General features: G+C 39.5%; 17 protein-coding genes, 2 tRNA genes and 1 pseudogene. 6 read left to right on the top strand and 14 right to left on the bottom strand.

Annotated features, from left to right (window positions below):
• Positions 1 to 308 precede the first annotated feature (308 nt).
• The 5 genes from ACMX3D_RS10460 to pedR form a co-directional block, all read right to left on the bottom strand.
• The gene (locus ACMX3D_RS10460) at positions 309 to 1763 is read right to left on the bottom strand and encodes a protein adenylyltransferase SelO (RefSeq protein WP_482751354.1); all 1455 of its coding nucleotides are present in this window, start codon (positions 1761 to 1763) and stop codon (positions 309 to 311) included.
• Positions 1764 to 2060: 297 nt separating this feature from the next.
• Positions 2061 to 2456: a hypothetical protein gene (locus tag ACMX3D_RS10455; protein WP_482751353.1), complete on the bottom strand. Its 396-nt coding sequence runs from the start codon at positions 2454 to 2456 to the stop codon at positions 2061 to 2063.
• Positions 2457 to 2616: 160 nt separating this feature from the next.
• Positions 2617 to 3615, bottom strand: a complete 999-nt coding sequence (locus ACMX3D_RS10450; RefSeq protein WP_482751352.1) for a glycosyltransferase — start codon at positions 3613 to 3615, stop codon at positions 2617 to 2619.
• Between the two features lie 6 nt (positions 3616 to 3621).
• Entirely contained in the window at positions 3622 to 4284 is a 663-nt protein-coding gene (locus ACMX3D_RS10445) for a DUF6391 domain-containing protein (protein WP_482751351.1), read from the bottom strand.
• 675 nt (positions 4285 to 4959) lie between these two features.
• Positions 4960 to 5223 (bottom strand): photosynthetic electron transport-dependent transcriptional regulator PedR, encoded by a 264-nt coding sequence (pedR, locus tag ACMX3D_RS10440; protein ID WP_190979368.1) that lies wholly within the window; start codon positions 5221 to 5223, stop codon positions 4960 to 4962.
• 476 nt (positions 5224 to 5699) lie between these two features.
• Here pedR and ACMX3D_RS10435 point away from each other — a divergent pair, with 476 nt between their 5' ends.
• Positions 5700 to 6677 (top strand): carbohydrate kinase family protein, encoded by a 978-nt coding sequence (locus tag ACMX3D_RS10435; protein WP_482751350.1) that lies wholly within the window; start codon positions 5700 to 5702, stop codon positions 6675 to 6677.
• A gap of 64 nt (positions 6678 to 6741) precedes the next feature.
• On the opposite strand, the gene sfsA is transcribed toward ACMX3D_RS10435, so the two are convergent.
• Entirely contained in the window at positions 6742 to 7467 is a 726-nt protein-coding gene (gene sfsA, locus ACMX3D_RS10430) for a DNA/RNA nuclease SfsA (protein ID WP_482751349.1), read from the bottom strand.
• A gap of 166 nt (positions 7468 to 7633) precedes the next feature.
• Here sfsA and ACMX3D_RS10425 point away from each other — a divergent pair, with 166 nt between their 5' ends.
• Positions 7634 to 8770, top strand: coding sequence for a GGDEF domain-containing protein (locus tag ACMX3D_RS10425; RefSeq protein ID WP_482751348.1), 1137 nt, complete (start codon positions 7634 to 7636; stop codon positions 8768 to 8770).
• Between the two features lie 146 nt (positions 8771 to 8916).
• Here ACMX3D_RS10425 and ACMX3D_RS10420 read toward each other — a convergent pair whose 3' ends face one another.
• The gene (locus ACMX3D_RS10420; RefSeq protein ID WP_482751347.1) at positions 8917 to 9861 is read right to left on the bottom strand and encodes a hypothetical protein; all 945 of its coding nucleotides are present in this window, start codon (positions 9859 to 9861) and stop codon (positions 8917 to 8919) included.
• Positions 9862 to 10367: 506 nt separating this feature from the next.
• On the opposite strand from ACMX3D_RS10420, the gene ACMX3D_RS10415 reads away from it, so the two are divergent.
• From ACMX3D_RS10415 to ACMX3D_RS10400, 4 genes are all read left to right on the top strand, one after another.
• A tRNA-Ile gene (locus ACMX3D_RS10415) sits at positions 10368 to 10439 on the top strand.
• Between the two features lie 32 nt (positions 10440 to 10471).
• Positions 10472 to 10543, top strand: a tRNA-Arg gene (locus tag ACMX3D_RS10410).
• Between the two features lie 598 nt (positions 10544 to 11141).
• The gene (locus ACMX3D_RS10405; protein WP_482751346.1) at positions 11142 to 11708 is read left to right on the top strand and encodes a Rid family hydrolase; all 567 of its coding nucleotides are present in this window, start codon (positions 11142 to 11144) and stop codon (positions 11706 to 11708) included.
• Between the two features lie 329 nt (positions 11709 to 12037).
• On the top strand, positions 12038 to 13564 hold the full coding sequence (locus tag ACMX3D_RS10400) for a slipin family protein (RefSeq protein ID WP_482752313.1): 1527 nt from the start codon (positions 12038 to 12040) through the stop codon (positions 13562 to 13564).
• Positions 13565 to 13777: 213 nt separating this feature from the next.
• On the opposite strand, the gene ACMX3D_RS10395 is transcribed toward ACMX3D_RS10400, so the two are convergent.
• The 7 genes and pseudogenes from ACMX3D_RS10395 to ACMX3D_RS10365 form a co-directional block, all read right to left on the bottom strand.
• Positions 13778 to 14581 (bottom strand): isopentenyl phosphate kinase, encoded by an 804-nt coding sequence (locus ACMX3D_RS10395; protein ID WP_482751345.1) that lies wholly within the window; start codon positions 14579 to 14581, stop codon positions 13778 to 13780.
• Positions 14582 to 14750: 169 nt separating this feature from the next.
• Positions 14751 to 15011 (bottom strand): hypothetical protein, encoded by a 261-nt coding sequence (locus ACMX3D_RS10390; RefSeq protein WP_482751344.1) that lies wholly within the window; start codon positions 15009 to 15011, stop codon positions 14751 to 14753.
• Positions 15012 to 15781: 770 nt separating this feature from the next.
• A complete protein-coding gene (locus tag ACMX3D_RS10385) occupies positions 15782 to 16201 on the bottom strand; it encodes an endonuclease domain-containing protein (RefSeq protein ID WP_482751343.1) in 420 nt (139 codons plus the stop codon).
• 211 nt (positions 16202 to 16412) lie between these two features.
• Entirely contained in the window at positions 16413 to 18119 is a 1707-nt protein-coding gene (locus ACMX3D_RS10380) for a DUF262 domain-containing protein (protein WP_482751342.1), read from the bottom strand.
• A 152-nt stretch (positions 18120 to 18271) separates the two neighbouring features.
• The gene (gene acnB / locus ACMX3D_RS10375; RefSeq protein WP_482751341.1) at positions 18272 to 20932 is read right to left on the bottom strand and encodes a bifunctional aconitate hydratase 2/2-methylisocitrate dehydratase; all 2661 of its coding nucleotides are present in this window, start codon (positions 20930 to 20932) and stop codon (positions 18272 to 18274) included.
• A gap of 260 nt (positions 20933 to 21192) precedes the next feature.
• Positions 21193 to 21501, bottom strand: a pseudogene (locus tag ACMX3D_RS10370) (DUF4351 domain-containing protein); the annotation flags it as partial.
• A gap of 113 nt (positions 21502 to 21614) precedes the next feature.
• Positions 21615 to 22010: a hypothetical protein gene (locus tag ACMX3D_RS10365; RefSeq protein WP_482751340.1), complete on the bottom strand. Its 396-nt coding sequence runs from the start codon at positions 22008 to 22010 to the stop codon at positions 21615 to 21617.
• Positions 22011 to 22114 lie beyond the last annotated feature (104 nt).

The raw sequence follows: 22114 nt of genomic DNA, 5'->3' as shown, positions 1-22114 counted from the left end.
TAGTCAGCAGTCAACGAACCTTTAGAGGCGTAATAGCATGTTACACGTAAAATCATAAGTTTTCAGGCAAGAGACAGAAGAATAATATCTGTTGTGAATTCTTAGCTTTATACCTGATTAATTTGCCAATTGCTGTAAATTTAATAACAATATAGCCTCCTAGGTGATGTAAAAAACTTAGAGAATAAAATATCAGATACATGAATTCTTGGAGAATTCATGTATCTGATATTCACCCACGATTTATGCCTGCTATATTGTTATGCTTGTACAAATAGTTACACTTTTTTTATGGAAATAGGATTTTACTATGTAGATTGAATTTGCTGAATTAAATTAGCAAAAGGTTGCCAATCATCATCCTCGGTAATTGGTTGCCAAATCGATTCAATCACAGGTCTGAGTAGTACAGTTTTAGGATTATACTTATATAAGGTTCGTGAGATAATTTCCATCTCATCTAAATCAAAATGATTTAAGATTTTATGGTAAAGGATGCACCAATTATCAAAAATTGCTGAAGTACCTGCTGCTGGCACAATATCTGAACTGTCTAGTACGCAAGCTGGCTCATCACGCCACTTAGAAGAAAAAGTCCGAGCCATCTCCGAGAAAAATAGATGATAACCAACTTGGCTTTCTTTCAAGAAAGTAATCGTTAATTCTAAAAGTTCATCGGCTTCTGGATGCGACAACTCCTCAAAACCTAACTTTTTCAACATTAAACAGCGATATTCTGCACCATAATAATCATCAAAGCTGGCTAATCCCGCTTCCATATCACTTGGCTGAACAATTGCTTTCAGTGGTTCCTGAAGCATTTCTAAATTCCATTGGCAAATACTGGGTTGATGACCATAACAATAACGTTTGTAATAGTCGAAATATGCGGCTGTGAAATATGGGTCATAAGTAGGGATAAACGCATAAGGCCCATAGTCGAAGCTTTCCCCAGTAATGGACATATTGTCAGTATTCAAAACTCCATGACAAAAACCAGCTGCCATCCACTGTGCGACTAGTTCTGCAATTCGCTTGACTAATTCTGCATAGAACAAGGCATATTTATCTTTTTCGGTGGCTAAAGGACGGTAATAATATTCAATTACATGGTCTAAAAGCTTTTTGGTTAAATCCGGACGCTGCAAATAGTGAAAACGCTCAAAAGTGCCGAAGCGAATATGAGAACTGCTCATTCTCACCATTACTGATGAACGGGTAGGAGAAGGTTCATCACCCCGCCATAGAGATAAACCCGTTTCAATCATGCTTAAACAGCGAGAAGTGCGGACTCCCATACGGTGTAGTGCTTCGGCTGCCAACACTTCCCGCACTCCGCCTTTGAGTGTGAGCATACCATCGCCACCACGAGAGTAAGGTGTTCTACCAGAACCTTTAGTACCAAAATCGTATAATTCGCCATCCGTCGCACGGACTTGACCGTAGAGAAAGCCTCTACCATCACCTAAAGCAGGGTTATAGGTACCAAATTGATAACCGTGGTAACGCAGTGCTAATAAAGGTTTACGTCCCTGGAATTTGCCAAAGGTGGTGATGAAATGCTCATCTGTAACAACTTGAGCATCTAGTCCCAAGTGAGATAACAGTGCATCATTACGCCAACGCAAAATGTAATGGGGGAATTCCTCTGCTGCTACTTCGTCGTAGTAATCATCACCCAAAGATTCTAAGGCTGGTTCGTAGTTGAGGGTGAGCAAAGGATTAAGGGAGTTGTCGTGGTTGGGAGTTTCAGCCAGAGTCATTACGCGCCAATTTAAAAGGATTCTTCCCTTCATCGTAACTCTGACATCAGCAGAGCGCGTCAGTTACAAAGTTCATTGTGCTGGCCTCAAATCCCTTTATTTAGTAGTTTACTTCCACTTGTATGTACACCGTAGCTTGCAGGGGAGAAGTTTGGAGAGGGGTTTTAGTATCTTTCACGACTTTCCAAACATCCTCTAAACTATGCTTCGTTTGCTATAACTTTTAACTACTAAAAATCTCTACTACCAAAAAGGCAAAGTAGAGATTACGATTGAAGACATTGGTATGAGATTGTTTTAAAACTGAGTAACTGTTAAACGGACACCAGAATCTAGCCGAGGAGTTTTTAAATAATCCACTGGTTCACCGTTACGTTGAGCAGGTTGACTATTACTTGGTTTTTCGCATTCTTTAATCGCCGCTTCCGGATCGTTAAGAATATCTAAAGGTTTAATGTTTTTGCATCCTTTCTCTTCGCTGACTCGGCCAATAGAGTTAGCGATTTGTCTTAAGGTAGAAGCGCGATCGCTGGCGTTAATTGCGCTATTGTTGATTGTAATTGGTTCGATAATCAGGGTAGCCGCTTCATGGCGTTCGATAGTTAGCGGATCTATCTCTGCTTGCTGCGCGTGGACAGGACGAACTAGAGCGATCGCACCAACAACAGCTAAAGTTATAAGTGGGCATTTCATACTTCAACCCCTGAATTAAGTTACATGAGATACCTACAATTGCAATTCCATGTTATCCGCAAGCAACTAAAATGTAATCGCTAGTAAAACTAACTATGTTCCATCAAAGAAACTGGCACAAAGAGCCAATAATGTAAGTAATTTTTCTGTATTACACCAATTAACCACGAAAATATTTTTTCTTCACCTTACTATATATATTTTTAAGTATTAATTTCCTTAACCTTCCTTTTGTCAAACTTTTGATATTAGATAAATGATGTTGTTTGTGGTCAAAAAACTCATTTAATTCATCCAAAATAACTTGCAGCCTTTGAATAATATTTTCGTGGCGATACTCTTGAAGTACCTGTTCTGATAAACCTAAACCTGCCGAAGAGCTAATTACCTTCAAAATACGTTGAATATCATACTCTTTGGAATATCCTGCTATTTTATAACAATTAAATCCCGGATCTAAATAATCTGAAAGTCCACCATTAACGCTAGAAAAAACCTGACACCCACAAGCTAAAGCTTCCATTGGTTGCAGTCCAAAGCCTTCACTGACAGCTTGTTGCGCCCAGTACTCAGCAGAATCATAAAGATAAATCTTAGCTCGATTAAATAATCCAGGTAAATCTTCTACATAATAATCAACTACATGCACATTGCATTTTTGTTGTAACGCAGGAATTAGCTCTTTTAATAAATACTCCGAAGACTTTCGTACTTGAACTAAAATATCAATATCCCGCTCTAAGTTTAAATTTTTAAATTCCGGGCTAATTTCATTAGGTAAATAATAAATGAGCGTATTAGGAGCTTTTTGTCCCCAGTAACCCAAGGTGTTGCGACTCACAGTAATAATGGGAATACTGGCAGGTAAATTAAATTTATAGCCAGAACTGTGGGCATGATAAACAACATTGTATTGTTGGAGTTTGGCAGCTAATTTAGCTATATCAAACCCCCAACTAATTACAAAAATTACATCATTTAAATTTGGTTCTGTAAGCAGGTCATCTAAAAACAGCTTACCTGTTTCCCTTTGGCGGTAAGTAACTACATCTGCGCTACAAATATGTTGGGCAAGTTTTAATATTTTTAACTCTGCCCAAAGACCGCCACAGGCAAATTTGCTACTGGTTCCAGGCAATAAAAAATAAAGCTTTCTCATTACGAATTAAGAATTAGGTTCTTGCCATTTTACCTTGACAAAATGCCCTTGCCGTCCCCAAACATCACGAGCCACAGTAATATTTTCAACTGTGAGGTTAAAAGGAATAGCAGTTGTAAGGTAACGCTGTGCTATTGAACCGATATCTGGGGCAATTTCTGCTGCTGTTGTAGCTGCCAAGCCTAAACCAATCAATTGCTCAACTGGCCTAAATGGTAGCAACAAATGTACACCAACAGCCATTCCAGCAGTTAACACCATTGCTACTGATAAATTTGTGCCACAACGGGGATGTACTGCCAAATCCCATTCGCCATGTGTGAGGCGATAAAGGGCTTGACTCACTGCACGGCGCAAGTTGCTAATATTGACTTCACCATAGAGGTAAAATCCTTGATCAGTAGATAAGCCACCTAATAATTCGTTATCAATTTGAATTGTATTGGGTCTTCCTGGGGGAGTATGGGCGTTTTTAGTTTCACTGAGAACCCAGACAGTGGCGTGTTCCAGGGCGTGAACTTGCCGCAGCATCAGCATTTCTTTCAAACCTGGCACGAATGATAGCTGTCTGAGTAAATCAGCATCTAGGGTAGATTGAGGTGTAGTAAAGTCGAAGCTAAAAAAGTTAAAGGAAGACAAGCTACCTTGAACAGAAGCAGAAGTTTCCATAGCAACACTGCTCTTCAAACTGATGGAGCAACATAGATTTCTTACAAATGTAGCGCTTGCAGCCAGGGATTATTGCTAATTTTTATTGATGACTGGATAAATATGGCAGGGAACAGGGAACAGGAAACAGGGAACAGCTTTGAAAGCTCCCTAGTGTCCATGTTTGAGCATTAGTCCTTGTCCTAATCTATGCTTCGACTGCTATAACTTTTTAAATATGGTGAAATGTACCGTTGATACAGTTTTATGAAACGGTATCAACGGTAACAGCTTTGCAGGATAACCAATAACAGAGTAATCTGTTCTGCTGGACGTTGATGCTAACGAGAACTCAAGGTTCACGCTGAAATAGATGCGTGAGGAGGAAAACAAGCTGTGAACCGTCAAAATGTCGTAGCTGCACGCCAGACGAAATTTATCGCAATATTAGACGCGATTTATGGCATCTGCCAAACGCCATTGACCGTGCCAATTTTAGATTTCGGATTTTGGATTTTGGATTGTTTCTTCGGTATAAGCCCCTGCGCTGAGGAAACGGAACAAAATCTAAAATCCCCAAGCTGCATCCCAAAAGTGGGTGCGTTCAATCTAAAAGACGCTCCTGCGTTGCTAACGCTACGCTATCGCAAATCTAAAATCCAAAATTGTTTGACCGCATCTTTACTGGCACACAATTCACTCGTTCTGGTTAGGCAGAGGACAGCAATTCACATCATTCAAGCAGACCTTGCCCCACTGTAAAGCCCAGCGGACAAGTGCCACTCGGTTTTCTGTTTGGGTTTTGGTGAGAATATTGCTGATGTGGTTATCAACTGTACGCTTGCTAATTTCCAGTTTTGCTGCAATCTCTTGGTTAGTTAAGCCAGCGGCCACTAAGTCGATAATTTGCAGTTCTCTGTCTGACAGAGTAACAGGGGTCTGAGACTCGCCACCAGCCATGACTGATTCTATCCTCCCTTGGTATATGTACTTAATCACTTTATTTAATTCTAGAAGATTCTTTTGTTTGTAGGGATTTGAAGTGTTAGCTGCAATACGATTGACAATAAATTTTTTCAACTTCAACAGAATGAAAAGTTCGCTTATATCTAAAATTAGTATTTTTTGTTACTTATTTATCGAATAAATCAAGTGTTTATAACTAGAAATAAAAAGTAGAATTCAGAGCCTACACATTCGGCAAAAGTAATAAAAATTGCCATTGAGTTCTGTGAAGGACTGGCGACAGATAATGAAGATTATTGTAGATTTTATACTGACCTCAAAAGAACTGCAAAGTCAGGGGTCAACAGGGAAAACTCAGAACTTAGAATTCAAAGTTCAGGTAGAAAAAATTCTGAACAGCATTTATTGTTGAATTCTGACTTCAGAATTCTTCTCAACTTCCTAAACCCAAATCGAAAATCTAAAATGAGATGAGCAATCCCCGTGTTTTGTGTCTTGGTGAAATTCTGTTCGATTGTTTAGCCGATCAATTGGGGCTAAAGCTGGAAGAGGTGCAATCTTGGACTCCTTATCCAGGAGGAGCGCCAGCAAATGTGGCCTGTGCTTTGGTGAAACTGGGAACTTCCGCCGGATTTGTTGGAGCCGTAGGTGAAGATGAACCGGGGAATGCACTGGTTCAGTTATTACAAGAAGTCGGTGTAGATATAACAGGTGTACAACGTCATCCGACTGCGCCAACACGACAAGTATATGTGGTGCGGGATTTAGCAGGCGATCGCACTTTCGCTGGCTTTGGTAAATATGATACATGTGAATTTGCCGACACTCGTCTGCAAGCCCAGCAATTACCCACTACTCTGTTTCAAGAGGCAGATTTTCTAGTTTTGGGTACTTTAGAATTAGCCTATCCTGAAAGCGAAAAGGCAGTTCATCGTGCTTTAAATTTAGCAGAACAATTCGACCTCAAGATTGTGCTAGACGTTAACTGGCGACCAGTATTTTGGCAAGACGAAAATATCGCGCGGCAAAAAATTCAAGAAATATTTAAGCGCGTTGACTTTCTCAAACTCTCCAAAGAGGAAGCAGAATGGCTATTTGACACCGCAGATGCAGGAGCTATTACTTACCGTCTAGATTCTGTTGAAGGGGTATTAGTTACAGATGGAGACAAAGGTTGCGCCTATTGTTTAAGTGAAAGCGAAGGTGTATTACCTTCTTTCCCTGTGAAAGTAGCTGATACGACTGGTGCGGGAGATAGCTTTTTGGCAGGATTTATCCACCAACTAAGTCAGCATGGTATCCAGAAATTAAAAGATGCAGACACCGCAAAACGTATTGTTACTTATGCCAGTGCTGTAGGAGCCTTGACTACTATTAAACCAGGTGCGATCGCTTCTCAACCCACCGCCGCAGAAGTTGAAGCTTTTCTCGCTACTCATCAACTTTAAGCAGGAGTATAACTGGTTGGGATATCAGCTGCGATCGGCTGATATTCCTGACTAGAATATTGGTTTAAATTCTTAATTTTGCCAAACCTAAATAACGGATACCTTCGGGGGAAACATCAAACCGACAAGGTAATACTTCTAAACCGAGGGCGATCGCTTGCCGCAATAACTGGCCATATACTGGATCTGTACTATCACCAGGGGCAAACTCTATACAATCACCTCGATTAATAAAGTACAGCATGACGGCGCGAGTTGAAGGTAGCAGCGCCATTAATTCTCGTAAATGTTTTTGCCCTCTTGTGGTTTCGGTGTCAGGAAATAATGCTAAGGTTCCTTGCGCCCAAGTTGTGTTTTTGACTTCTAAATATATCGGGCATTCTTCCTCACTACCTGTCAACAAGAAATCCACACGACTTTTTTTATCTAAGCCATAAACCACTTCACCTTTAATTTGGCTGTAGTTACCCAATTCCGGGAATAAATATTTGGCTAAAGCTAGTTTGACAATGCGATTAGGTAAAGCAGTATTCACGCCTACCCAAGTTGGTTGATTATCGTGTACTTGAATCAGTTCCAGTGTGTAAGCAAGTTTCCGGTTAGGATTATCACTTTTAGACAACTGTACCAGACTACCAAGGGTTGAGACTCCAGTCATCGGCCCTGTATTCGGACAGTGTGCTGTCACGACTTCGCCATCAGCAAGTTGCACATCAGCAAAAAAGCGCTTATAGCGCTTGAGTAAAATACCAGGGTAAAGAGTCGGGTAACAATAAAGCCAATCAAGCATTGTTTTACAAAACCAAGCACAGATGCACACAAAATCATATCGTGGTTTGTTCTTGGTATGAGAAGCAAAACAGCCTGTCTACTGAACCAGAAATTATATCTTTTTAAATTTATACAGTGGAATAGTTAGAGGGAATTATAAATTTACTGACTCATTAGAGAATAATATGATTAACAAGTTTAACTCACCGCTACATTGCTCATTACTGGTAGATATAAAAGATACTGCTACCCAAGAATATTTGCGAGCAATGGAGTGTTTGTTGGTAGTAGTTCAAGATTTATCCCTAGCCCGTAGTTTAGAGCGAATTATGGAAATTGTTAGGGTAGCAGCACGACAGATAACAGGGTCAGATGGGGCTAGTTTTGTGTTGCGGGACAATGGTTATTGTTATTACGCCGATGAGGATGCGATCGCTCCTTTGTGGAAAGGTCAGCGATTCCCGATGAATATCTGCATTGGCGGTTGGGCAATGTTGAACCGTCAACCAGCAATTATTGGTGATGTGTATAGTGATATGAGGGTTCCCCATGTCGCTTATCAACCGACTTTTATTAAAAGTATGGTGATGGTTCCGATTCGCACCTTCGACCCGATTGGTGCTATTGGTATTTATTGGGCAAGACTTCATCATCCCACTACAGAAGAAGTTAAGTTATTACAGGCTTTGGCTGATACAACAGCAGTGGCGATGGAGAATGTGCAAGTATATTCTGAATTAGAACAGCGAGTCAATGAGCGCACTGCGGCTTTAGCAGCAACTAACACCTATCTGCAACAAGAAATTCGCGATCGCCAAGCTGCGGAAGCTGAAGTACGTCGTCTCTCAATAACCGATGAGTTAACAGGACTTTATAATCGGCGTGGCTTTTTTATCTTGGCACAACAGCAACTCAAACAAGTTCAGCGATCGCAAACTCCTGCTAGTCTCATGTTTATTGATTTGGATGGTTTAAAAGCAATCAACGACACTTTAGGACATGAAATTGGTGATGCTGCAATTGTGGCGGCGGCGACTTTGCTCAAAAATACATTCCGCGAATCTGATATCCTAGCCAGATTGGGTGGTGATGAATTTGTAGTGCTGATGCAAGGACGAGATCCTAGTTCTGAAGTTATCCAGCAGCGATTGCAAGCTGCGATCGCGCAATTCAATCAAACTCAGCAGCAACCATTTTTATTGTCTATGAGTGTTGGATTGCAATCTTATGATTCAAATCAACCTGTTTCTTTAGACAAACTGCTCACCCTAGCAGATATGAAAATGTATGAATCTAAGCGACTGAAGAAATTGCATGATTAGGTCATAAAGATATAGGAATTTGGTTTGATTTCCGAATTTACTTGTGTAGCCAGGAAGTAGGAAAGAAGCCTTATCTGAGTGTACTGATTTTTTTTAGAAATCAAATATGATTCCTATGGCAATCTTTTGTATGTCTAGCCTCAAACTTAAGTTGATTCTGGTAATTGTATTCTGGCTTGACGAGAACCATAAAGTTCTATAAATCGTTTAAACAGTAGCATAGTTTCCTGTTTAGAAGCCAAATTTGCATTAAATAAACGCTCGAAGTTTTTTTCAGCTAAAGCTTGCAAATATGGCAAATCTTCAAACAGTGTCAAACAAGTAGCACAATGTAAAAGTATTTGTAATATCGGCTTAGGCCACTCTAAATCACTATATATATCTATATATAATTGATGCTCCCGCTCATTTAAAGGAAAAGCATGAAAAATTACAACTATTCTTTTGCCATTGTATGCAGGAATACTCAGTTCAATAGTATAGGGAGTATGTAAAATTAAATCTACCTCTACAATTGGTTGCCGCCAAAATCTCAACACATTGATATTTGGTTGCAACATTGTATTAAATTTGATAATTCCACCTATATTAGTTTGTTGAAACTGGCTAATATTCAATACTTTTAAGTTGTTAAGGCTGAATTTATGAATTGTCTCCAAGTGTTTTAAGTTCAGGAGGTGATAGATTTGGCAATAATAAGGAAAAGGTAAAATATAATCTTGGCTAATCATGTGCCGCTTCTTCAACCTAAACTTGTTAGCTTGACTGCGACTTAGGTATTCTGCATATTCATTAGGCTCTACATCATTTTTATTTAAACTTTCCTCTGGTTTTAAATACAGCCAGCTAACAAAAAATAGGCAAGTCATCAATAGCTGTAATATATCTATTGGTGATAATTCTCCATCCGATAAAATAGCAAAGCTTCTGTCTGTGATGGCAAATAACCATGATGGAATCCCAATTAGCCAAACACAACTTTTTATTTGATCCAACGCCAGGGCAACTTCTACTTTTATCGATTGTTGGGTATGATTATCTATGTCAGAGTTATTATTTTTATTCTGTTGCGTCAGGCAGCTAATAGACATAATATCTACAATAAATGTTTAATTTGATAGACTGATATTTGTCACTATATTTATGCTAAGTATTAAACATTCGATTGAACTCTATCATTGGCTGTAGATATCAGTTAAATCTGTCTGGATTAAATCAAAAAGAACATCGGTTAGTAATTACAAATGTGTCTCTCATCCTAAGTCAGCTATAATCCGGTTTCCTTCTGACTGAAGTCGTGCTAATGCTGCGATCGCACAACCACAAGAAATAAATTAGTTTGAAGTTTTACTGTGTCAAATAAAACTTAATGCCTTCCAGAACAAGATTTAATTTTCTTGTGCTACATTTAGTTACAAGGTAATAATACATCCGCTTTACTATGGTTTGGGTTCTTGATTCCCGACTGGTGCGCCAACCTCTGGCTTGCGCGTATACCGTAGAGCAATGCGTCATTACTCCATTGTTTGATTAGCTCAGTGGTAGAGCATCCGAAGTCATCGGTTGGACGTAGGTTCGATTCCTACATCAAACTCCCAGAAAGTTAGCTCACTGGTAGAGCGATCGACTCATAATCGATTGGTTGCAGGTTCGATTCCTGTACTTTCACACAACACAATTGTCTAGGGAAAACGACAATTCGCGGAATAGAGCAGTTGGTAGCTCGTTGGGCTTCTAACCCAAAGATCAGTGGTTCAAATCCACTTTCTGCCACAAAAAACCCTGTCCGGGTCAAAAGACACTATCCTGCCAAGATAGCCAATTCAACTTTGTTCAAAACTCTGCATTGTAGGTGAACTACTAACATTACTTGTGATGTTGGTAGTAACAGTAAAGTGGCCTGTGCAAATGTTCTCTCCTCAACTTGAGTATGTCCTTCGTTTACTAAATCCAGTTTTCTGGAATTGACAAACTGAACGGCATATTTGAGTGTTGTTGTCTTTTTTGAGATTACCTTCGGGTAGTTTAAAGAAAGTAGCAGCAATCTTAATCCAGTTTTGGAGATGTATTTGCCCGCGACTGAACTGTAAACACTTACATTTGCAGAGTTTTACAATCACATACATATCCGTTTTCAACAAGCTTAAGGCATAAGCCTAAGAAAAAACTTTTAAAAGTATTACTGAATGTTGCCATAAAATAACGTAAATTTTATATATCAATTAGTAATTTCTTAAAGATATTTTAAAGTTAATATTTTGTGCTGCAATTATACCCAAATATTCTATTTTTAGTGCTTTTTTACTCATATTAATTGCATAATATAACCAAGCCTAGTCCAAAATAGATAACTCATATCCAGGGAGCTTTGATGACTCAACGTATTACCAGTGCTATCAATTCAATAGTGACAAAATTCTCGCGGCGAAATGCTCTTTTGTGGCTTGGAGGTAGCGGATTAGGAACTGCTATTGTTGTAGGAACGCAAAAAGAAGTGAGCGCTCAAGATCACAAAGATGTGAAATTGGTGAACCCACCAACTTTGTATGATGCTCCCCGAAATGGTTATAGTCATATAGCTTTTACACCACCAAGAACAAAAACAGTTTATATTTCTGGCCAATTTGGTTCAGATTTACAAGGAAATCTTGTTTCCGATAACTATGAAGAGCAATTGGTACAGGCTTTTCGGAACCTGCGCTTTGCCTTAGAAGCCGTTGGTGCAAGGCCGCAAGATGTAGCAAAGACTACTGTTTTGATAGTGAATCACACTCAAGAGAAATTGATCCCGTTAGGACGCGAAATTGCTAATTTGTGGGGAAATAAACCACCAGCAAACACACTCATTCCCGTTCCTAGATTGGCACTTGATGGTATGTTGTTTGAAATTGATGCTTATGCAGTGATTCCAGCAGAACCAAATAGAAGGTGGTTTTAATTCCATCAACTTGAAATTTGATACGCATCTTTATAGAAAAAGTATGAGGATGTAAATGTGGGGTGTGTTAAGGCATTAAGCCTAACGCACCCCAATATTTTATGTTTAGGTACTACTGCGATCGCAATCACTCCTTTCTACATTTGCAAAGTTTTTGATTACAATGTAGTATAAATAATACAAGTAGAAGCTTATTAGCAGAATCACTGAACGTGTCAAGCAATTTCATACATCAAGCTCTACCGCTTGCTAATACGGAGGGTAAACTCTTGATGCGTAACTTATAAATGTGGTTATCAAATCTTTGACAGTTATCTATGCAAATTACTATGTGGCGAACTTTTTATATCAAACCTAACGAAATCGGCATCTTATATCACCGCAGTGATTTTAAGAAAATTTTGCAGCCCGGTACTCATACTTATTTTGGTAAGCATTGGCAAGTAAGAACCTATGACCTCAACCAACCTGAAGCTAAGATTGAAAACCTAGAACTATTGCTGCGAAATCATAGTTCAGAGTTACAGCAACATCTTGTAGTAGTCAGAACCGCATTCAATCAAACTGCTTTAGTTCGCTGGGGTCAAAATTGGGTTAGCATTCCACCAAATCAACTTCGAGCTTTTTGGCGTGGTTTTATTGAGGTAGAAACTCATCTATTTAACTTGAATGAAAGCTTGGCATTACCTGCGGAATTTGTACAACAACTACGTGGAATTGCGTTGAGTGGAGTTAAAAAATTCCAAATTTCCGAGTATGAAATTGGTTTGTTGTATGTGCAGAATAACTTTGTCCAACCACTCGAATCAGGAGAGTATGCTTTCTGGACTGTTGATAGAGATGTGACAGTACGGACTCTCAGCCGGATTTTACCGAATCCAGATTTTCCCTTAGAAGATGTGCTAATTGAGCGACATCCTGAGTTTGTGGCGGCTTATTGTGAGATAGTTCAATTACAGAATCAGCAAGTAGCGATCGCTCGCTATCAAGGTAAAGTAATTGCTATCCTCAAGCCATGTAGTCGCAAACTCTTTTGGCGAGGTGTGGAAGTAGAAGTTATTGACATCAACATTGATGCAACATTGCCATCTCGTTTAATTGCTGAGTTAGTTTCCGGTTTACCAGAAACTCTCGCTTTAAGCCGCAATTGTGTGCATATCTGCGAAGTACCTGCACAACACCTGGGACTACTGTACATCAATCAAGAGTTTCAAACACAACTGCAACCAGGAATGCACGTATGGTGGATGTTTGGGCGTTCTTTGCAAACAGAAATCTTTGACCTCCGCCAGCAAACAATGGAAGTGTCTGGTCAAGATATCCTGTCTAAAGATAAAGTACCGTTACGCTTGAATTTAACTGCTGGTTTCCGCATCATTGACCCTCTGAAAGCCAAAAACGGTTTATCAGATATTGTTAGCTACTTATACAAGGAGTTACAGTTTGCTTTGCGTGGTGCAGTCGGCGAAAGAACTTTAGATGCGCTACTAGAGGATAAAGGCGCAATTGATAGCAGTATTTTTGAATACATTCGCCAGAAAACCGCAGACTATGGAATTGAAGTAGATTCTGTTGGGGTGAAAGATATCATTCTTCCTGGCGAAATTAAAACTATCTTGAGCAAAGTAGTAGAAGCGGAAAAAGCAGCCCAAGCAAACGTAGTTCGTCGTCGTGAAGAAACTGCTGCAACTCGCAGTATGTTAAATACTGCTAAAGTCATGGAGGATAATCCCGTCGCATTGCGTTTGAAAGAACTGGAAGTGCTAGAACGAATCGCCGAGAAGATTGAAAAAATTCAAGTTAATGGTAGCTTGGATAGTATCTTAACAGAGTTGATTCAGATTAATCGGCAATAAAATTAAGAGTATGTCTGAAAAGTCGAAAATTATACTAATAACCCCTCTCCAAACCTCTCACGCCAGTCGCCTCAAGTCGGGAAACCCGCCCACGACGCTGGCTCCCCGAAACGGAGAGAGGCTTTGAAACCCTCATTCCCTCGTGAGTGTTGGGGGCGAGGGGGTTAGGTTTTTAGGATTTTGATGTTAGCGACAATACTTCTCAGACATCCTCTAAAATGCTCTAATTACTGTCCCCAAAGTTGGCTGTCCCAAAACAGCCTTGACTAAATTTCCGGAAATATTGCCATCAATTATCCAACAATCAATTCCTAAACTAGAAATAGCCAAAAACTCTTCTACTTTTTGGGACATACCACCAGTAACATCTACCGACTTACTTTCACCTATAACTGCTTTTATTTGAGCATAATTAGCTGGTGTAATCAAAGGTATTACTTGCCCATATTGGTCGTACACACCGGGATAGTTACCAGCATTGATGAGTCGTACTTGGTATTTACCTTGACTGTGAAAGTATTTGGCTAATTCTGGTAACAAGGTATCAGTAGAAAGAATAGTGCCACCAATTGCTTTATCTAAAACAACATCACCAAAAACTAAAGGTATTAAGCCAGCTTGTAGACTGTTTTCAATAACAGAAAATTCGGCTTTAAGTAGTTTTTTGTTTTGAGTGATAGCCATAGTTAGAGGTGGTAAGCTAACTACTGGTAATCCTGCTTGTAAAAATAACTTAGCTAGTAATACATTCAAATCTAAAGAATCTTGGTGGACTAGGCAGAACCCTAGTTTTTCATCATCACCAATAAAGCCATTGATAGTATTATATTTATGCGCTGACTGGTGACCAAAAGAACCAGCACCATTACCAATAATCAATTTCAAACTAGGATTTTGCTTGTTTACTAGACTAATTTCCTCGACTACTTGTTGCATAATTTCGAGTCGAGCAGTGTAAGGTTGGTTCTTATCAGTAATTAAAGAACCTCCCAGTTTGATTAATACTAGCTCTAGCATGAAATATAGGAAACTATACCTTAATAACTAGCGAAAAGCTTACCACGAAGCATTACAAATTCTGCTTGCACTCACATAAAAAAATGTTAATAACAACAGAGAATAGGCAACAGAATTCATACTGTTGCCTGTTAAGAGTAATCGTTTTTGAGTCTACAATCGTTAGTTATCAATCATAGAAATTATCCACTCTGATATCTCTTAAAATTTCCGAAACCTGCCATCCTGAATTGGCGATAGATAAAACTACAGGATTATCGCGTACTGGAATATAGTTAGCCTCTCTAGTTTCTACTACGTTGACTACAGGCTTTTCCTCAACTGTAGCTTCTTGGCTCTCAAAATCATCTACTGAAAGATTTTCTTCTTCTATCTGTTTTATCTTTTTCAGGATTAATTTCTCAGATTTTTTGATTAGTCGTATATCCATGATGATTTATTAAGCCTTAAAGTTTGACAAAGAAATAAGCAACAAAAAGCAGGTTCTTAGAGAGGTCAAAAACTTCTTCAAGAACCTTGAGCGAAATCCGCAAAAAAGTTTTATGAAGTTAGGTGTTGAAAAAATTACCCAAGAAAATCTAGGATACATCAAAATCGATGGAAAATCCGCAGACTAAACTAAAAAATTTATGGAATTGTCGATGAAGAATTAAAACCAGCCAAACTATCATCCCTCAAACACAATACGCTTTATCCCACCAACTCGATAGATTTTTTCTCTGCTTGTATGAAACTCTCGGCTGGTCAGTGTGCGCTATGTGGGAGAGTACGAACCAGGAATTCGGGGAACAGGACAAATACTTTATAGGGTTAAGTTTACAGGTTTGAACACAAATTTAGTGCGATCGCACTGGGTAGCCCGACGCTAGGTTTATGGTGGTTTTTGATTGTCAGCGTGAGGAAGTGATGATTTAAATTTTACGGGTTTAGTAGAGGCGATCGCCTGAATCTTCAACACAAAAAAGACATCAAAATTGTCCCCCCTTCCCTCGTAGGGAAGGGGGTTAGGGGGTCTGACAGGTGTAGGTTTTTTATATGGGGATGAGTGGGTAATCTCAAACAGAGTTCTAAACGTGGTTCAAATCACGAAATTTCGTTCTTATGCGGAAAATCAAAGACTAAAATTTGAGTTTTCAACCAACGGAAAAACCTCATTTCAGCCACGTTTGTAAAATACCTACACTTGTCAGGGTTAGGGGGTTAGGTCTCTTCAAAACAAGCTTGACAAATCAGCATCAAAACCCGATCAAGTTCCTGTTTCACTTCCTCATTTTTAATCCTTAACAAACGCAATCCTTTAGCTAACAAAACTTTGTCACGTTCTGCATCATATTCAGCTTGTTGTTCATGAATTTTTCCATCTACTTCTATCACTAATCTAGCTGCGTGACAGTAAAAATCTGCAATAAAACCATCAATAATTTGTTGACGACGAAAGTGTAAACCATTGAGGCGATTACTGCGAAGTTGTTGCCAAAGAATTTTTTCTTCTGGTGTCATTTGGCGACGAAGTTCTTTCGCAAGTTGTATTTTAGTTGGGTTTATTGTTTGTCCGATGACTATGTTATGAGGTCTATCTTTTTTATGTGACGATTTGTGCGGCGGTGTTGGATTATTCATGTATGAAACGTAGAGGCTGGTGTTGATTCATACATTATGGCTGACCTCTCCCCCAACCCCTCTCCGACGCGGAGAGGGGAGTATGATTTCTCCCCTTTCCCTATGAGGTAAGGGTCTGGGGGGTTAGGTTTGTGTTTAATATGGGAAGTGAGATCGCAAGTTGATCAGGTGCTTAATTAAACATTGGGATTCTTTAAATAGAATACTTCCTTTACCTAGGCCAAACTTTAATAGCTATCTCCGCTAAGTGTTCTGCACGCTTTTTAATTGCTTCTTCATCCCAAACATCTATATTTTTAAAATATTGGTTTAACGACAAGTTGCTAGTATGGAAATATCGCAACTTTTCTGTAAAAGCTTTATTACCCATTTCAGAATTATATCCTGTTAAAGTTAGGTTACCCAAAGTGTGCTGCAATTTTTTATGCACAGAATCATGATTAGCCCCTAACATTGTTTTCCATTCTTTATTTAATTTCTGGGGCATGATATGTTCGACAGTTACACTATCCGGAGTAACTTTTTCCTTAGTAAGAAATGACTCTAGACTTTCTAAAAGGAGCTTTGCTCTATCACTCAAACTTGTAGTGTATACATCCTTGGTAATAATACCATCACGTAATGCATCATCATCCGGCCAAACTTTACTCTTATCATAGCCCTTCAAGACTTGTTGTAATCCATCAACCAAATTAGCAAGATTTGCTTTCTGAACTTCACTGTACAAAGCATTGAAAACTGCTCCTAAACTTTTGGTGGAAATTCCAGCAAATAAACGACGTACAAAATAAGACTCTAAATAACGTAAAATTTCTTCAAACTGATGAAGCGATAACCGTTCCTCTTCATACTCATGATAAACATTAAGTAGGAATATATGACAAGTTGTAAAGTCCAGCCTCTTTAATCGCTCAAAGCAAGCTCTTAATTTAGGCTCTGGTTCTTGTTCGCAAAAATTAAGACGCTGATAATACCTTGCAAACTGTATGAGGGTTTGTAGCTCAGACCTTACACCAATCTCTGACTTATCAAAGCGTTTTTTGATATTTTTGTAAATTTCTTTCTGGTGAACTGCTTCACCATCTTTACGTAGATAAAACCAAAATGCATTTGTTAATTCATCTGCATACTCTTTTTGTCCAACACTAGATTTAAAACTTTCTACAAAAGGTAACCATTCATTCTCATATACATCTTCCCTCTCTTCATGCGGTAACCTCATAAATATATAGTTACGAACCAAGTCTACCTGAGTTAGTTCTTCTCCCTTATTATTTAAACTTTCAAAAATAAGATATGGGTTATCGTTTGCATCAGAAGTGATATTTACTATAACTAATTGCTCTAATATAATTTTTTTCAGTTTTGTTAAATCAAGTGGTATATCTTGCTCAGGAACAGATTCTTTAAGCCGTTTATCAAAAAAATTATAAGCTGCATTTATTTGCCCTAACTGTGCTTCTGTATTTTTAGTTTTAGCAGTTTTAGCAGTTTTAAATTCAACTATACTTTTATATGCATCACGGTCATTTTGAGTAGGTAATACTTTAAAGTAATCGTCATTTTTATGATATTTGTTAATTAAATAAAATTCATATATCTGTTCAGACATCTGTTTATCATATTTTTTGAGATGATTTCGTAATGCTGCTAAGAGAATGCTAAGGGTGGTAAGACGTTGTTGACCATCTATGACAACATATGGAGTGATGCCGTCAGCTGTTCCTAATTCTGCTTGTGTGACTATGGGGCCAAGAAAATACGAACCTTGTACTTCATCGTTGTAAAGGTTCATCAAATCTTCCCAAAGAGTCTTCCAATTTTCCTCCTTCCAAGAGTATGGTCGTTGAAACAGAGGTATTTGAAATTGTTTACCACCTTCTAGTAAGTTACGGAGCGTTGTTTCTGAGGCTTTCATTGTAAATATTGGTATAATTTGATCTAGATTAACAATAATAAACTTAATTTACTTGAAAAAGTAATAACCGGAATTTACAAAAAAAGCCCGCAAAAATGGGCTTTTTTTGTAAAATTCTTAGCTATAGTTTAAAATTGGACAAGCAGTTTTTACTACCTCGCCGCAGTAGGCATACCCAAAATATCTTCAATCTTGGGCATTTCTTCCAACGGAATCACGCGCCCTTCATCTTCAAAACCGGCAATTTGATCAAAGTTCAAATACCGATATAAATTATCAGCAAAAGGATGAATCTTATTCGCCACAATATCAAGATATTCTTGCACTGTGGGAATACGCCCTAATAACGCGCAAACTGCTGCTAATTCTGCGGAACCTAGATAGACTCTGGCATCTTTGCCCATACGGTTATTAAAGTTGCGGGTGGAGGTAGAAAAGACAGTTGTGCCATCAGCAACTCGCGCCTGATTTCCCATACATAAACTGCATCCAGGCATTTCTGTTCTTGCGCCAGCCGCACCAAAAATACCGTACACACCTTCTTCTTTTAATTGGTGTTCATCCATGCGGGTTGGTGGTGCTATCCACAGGCGAGTTTTAACTGAACCTGCACCTTCTAAAACTTTCGCAGTTGCCCGATAATGACCAATATTTGTCATACAAGAACCAACAAAAACTTCTTGTACTGGATCGTTAGCAACTTCCGATAATAACTTAACATTATCGGGGTCGTTAGGAGCAGCAACAATTGGTTCTTTGATTTCGTTTAAATCAATTTCAATTATTTCTGCATATTCCGCATCTGTGTCGGCTTCTAGTAACACGGGGTTGGCTAACCATTCTTCCATTTTGGCGACGCGGCGCATGATAGTACGCTCATCGTGATAGCCTCTGGCTACCATGTTCTTTAACAGGGCAATATTAGAACGCAGATATTCCGAAATTGTCTCGACACTTAGTTTAATTGTGCAACCTGCACAAGAACGTTCGGCGGAAGCATCTGTAAGTTCAAAGGCTTGTTCTACTTTTAAGTCTGGCAAGCCTTCCATTTCTAGAATTCGTCCTGAGAAGACGTTTTTCTTGTTCTGCTTCTCGACTGTCAGTAAGCCTTTTTGCATGGCAACGTAGGGAATGGCGTTGACGATATCTCGTAAGGTGATACCGGGTTGCAATTCACCTTTAAATCTTACCAATACTGACTCTGGCATATCCAAAGGCATAACACCCAACGCACCCGCAAAGGCTACTAACCCAGAACCAGCGGGGAAGGAAATACCCAAGGGGAAGCGAGTGTGTGAGTCGCCGCCTGTACCTACGGTGTCGGGTAACAGCATCCGGTTTAGCCAAGAGTGGATAATACCATCACCGGGACGCAAGGCAACGCCGCCACGTTGGGCGAAGAAGTCGGGGAGGTCGTGGTGAGTTTTGATGTCAACTGGTTTGGGATAGGCAGCGGTGTGACAGAAACTCTGCATTACTAAGTCTGCACTGAAGCCGAGACAAGCAAGTTCTTTCAACTCGTCGCGGGTCATGGGGCCTGTGGTATCTTGAGAACCAACGGTAGTCATGATGGGTTCGCAAGATGTACCAGGACGGACACCGGGTAAACCGCAGGCTTTACCAACCATTTTTTGGGCGAGGGTGTAGCCTTTACCTGTGTCGGCTGGTTGTTGAGGACGGATAAATACTGTGCTGGGTTCTAACCCTAGTGCTTGGCGGGTTTTGTCGGTGAGGGTACGCCCTATTAATAAGGGGATGCGTCCACCGGCGCGAACTTCATCAAGGATGGTGTCGGGTTTGAGGGTGAAGGTGGAAATTACTTCGCCGGCTTCGTTGGTAATTGTGCCTTTGTAAGGATAGATGGTAATTACCATGCCTGTTTCTAGCTTGGTGACATCGCATTGTATAGGCAAAGCACCAGCATCTTCGGCTGTATTAAAGAAGATAGGCGCGATCGCACCACCTAAAATGTATCCCCCAGCACGTTTATTCGGCACAAAGGGTATATCTTGTCCCATGTGCCACAACACGGAGTTAATGGCAGACTTCCGGGAGGAACCTGTACCTACCACATCGCCAACATAAGCTACTGGATGTCCTTGCTTTTTCAACTCAGCGATAGTTTCTAAGCTTCCCGGTTGACGTGTTTCTAACATCGCCAAGGCGTGGAGAGGAATATCTGGGCGAGTTGTGGCGTGGGTGGCGGGGGATAAGTCGTCGGTGTTGGTTTCGCCAGGAACTTTAAAGACTGTGACTGTAATAAATTCTGGCAGTTTGGGACGCGCAGTAAACCATTCAGCCTCAGCCCAGGAGTTAATTACCTGCTTGGCGTAGGGGTTAGTTTTAGCTAACTCCAAAACATCATGAAAGGCATCATACACCAGCAAGGTTTTGCTGAGGGCGGCGGCGGCGTAGGCGGCTATGGGTTCTTTACCTTCGCCTCCCATTACCAAAGGTGTTTCGGAAGAGTCTGATACTGATGTGGTGGCAAATTGCAGTAACTCAATTAAAGATTGTACGTTGTAGCCGCCTACCATTGTTCCTAGCAATTGCACTGCTTCGATGGGTGAAATGATGGGGCTTTTAATTTCCTTTTTGGCAATGGCGGTGAGAAACCCCGCTTTCACGTAAGCGGCTGGGTCAACTCCAGGGGGTACGCGATCGCGCAATAAATGTAATAATGTTTCTTCTTCACCCTTGGGCGGATTCTTCAGTAATTCACATAATTCTGAGGTTTGCTTCGCATCCAACGGTAAGGGGGGAATTCCTAATGCTGCCCTTTCGGCAACGTGTTGACGGTATTGTTCTAGCATTTCTCTATTCTCCGTTGGGATGTTCTACCCTTAATTATGAAATATTTTTAGGCGAGACTTGGCTATAAAAGTTTACCTCATTTTATAGCTGAAAGCCTTACTGGTAATCGGTTATCAAGTATTTTGGCTGATACTTAAATGATAGTTTTGCGTATTAATTCCCACTGAAGATATTTTAATTGCTGCGATCGCTATTCTTCAGTGAGGAATTGTTCTCTCTATGAGATAAAAAGCTATTTCTCAATATATTTACTGATCAGTTATCTTGAGTGTTGATCTAACCAAGTTTCTAAATCAGTAACACTAGAAAAATCTAATAATGCTTCACCGAGATTTTCTAATTGTTCAATTGATAAGCCTTTAATGCGCTCAATTAATAATTCATCAATTTCACCAAGACGACGATTTAGTAGACGTAGTATTAATCCTTGTCCTTCTTCTTGTCTTCCTTCTTGTCTTCCTTCTTCTTTTGCTTGTTCTCTGTCTCTTTGATAAAGTGGTTCTAAACGCATAATTAACTCTCGATCATCTGCTTCTAGTTCTTGATTTAATCTTAAATTTTGTTTTAAAATGGCGGAAGTTCTGTATTAATGCCCAGATTATATAGCAATACTGAACTATGGTATAGATCCCCGACTTCTTTAAGAAGTCGGGGATCTGGAAACTCGCGGAACTATTGTTATTAGGCAGTCATTGTGTTTTCATCTGATGTTTTCTCTGGATTAGATTTTAAGCGTGTCAATCTACTTTTACGGACTCTTTCGCTTTCTCGAATACCACCTGCAAGTTCATATTCATCGCTATTTTTTCCGTACTTAAAACCAACACCCACCACCATTTTGTCTGAAATTTGACTTAAGGTTTTTTCCATTGTATCTAGCTTGACTTTAGAAGAGTCAATCATAGCTATTGCAGCGTTATAATCATCAAGCATTTTTTGAAATTGCTCGATTAATTGCATCAGGTTTTGCAAGTTGCAATTATCATCAAAACTGATATTGGGGTCAATAGCTTTTAGTCCCGCAACTCTAAACTCTGCTTTTTTTAGAATCTGGGAACTACGTTTTTTGCGAGGCATGATTTTACACTTTTAAAAGCTTTACAAAGCTATTTTGGCTCAATTAATCTGTTTTCTAGTTCAGCAAAAAGCGCATTTTTTGTAGCACAATTTTTTCTGGATGT

The sequence above is a fragment of the Anabaena sp. TISTR 8404 genome, assembly GCF_056847745.1.
This window is presented reverse-complemented; position numbering and strand designations above follow the sequence as displayed.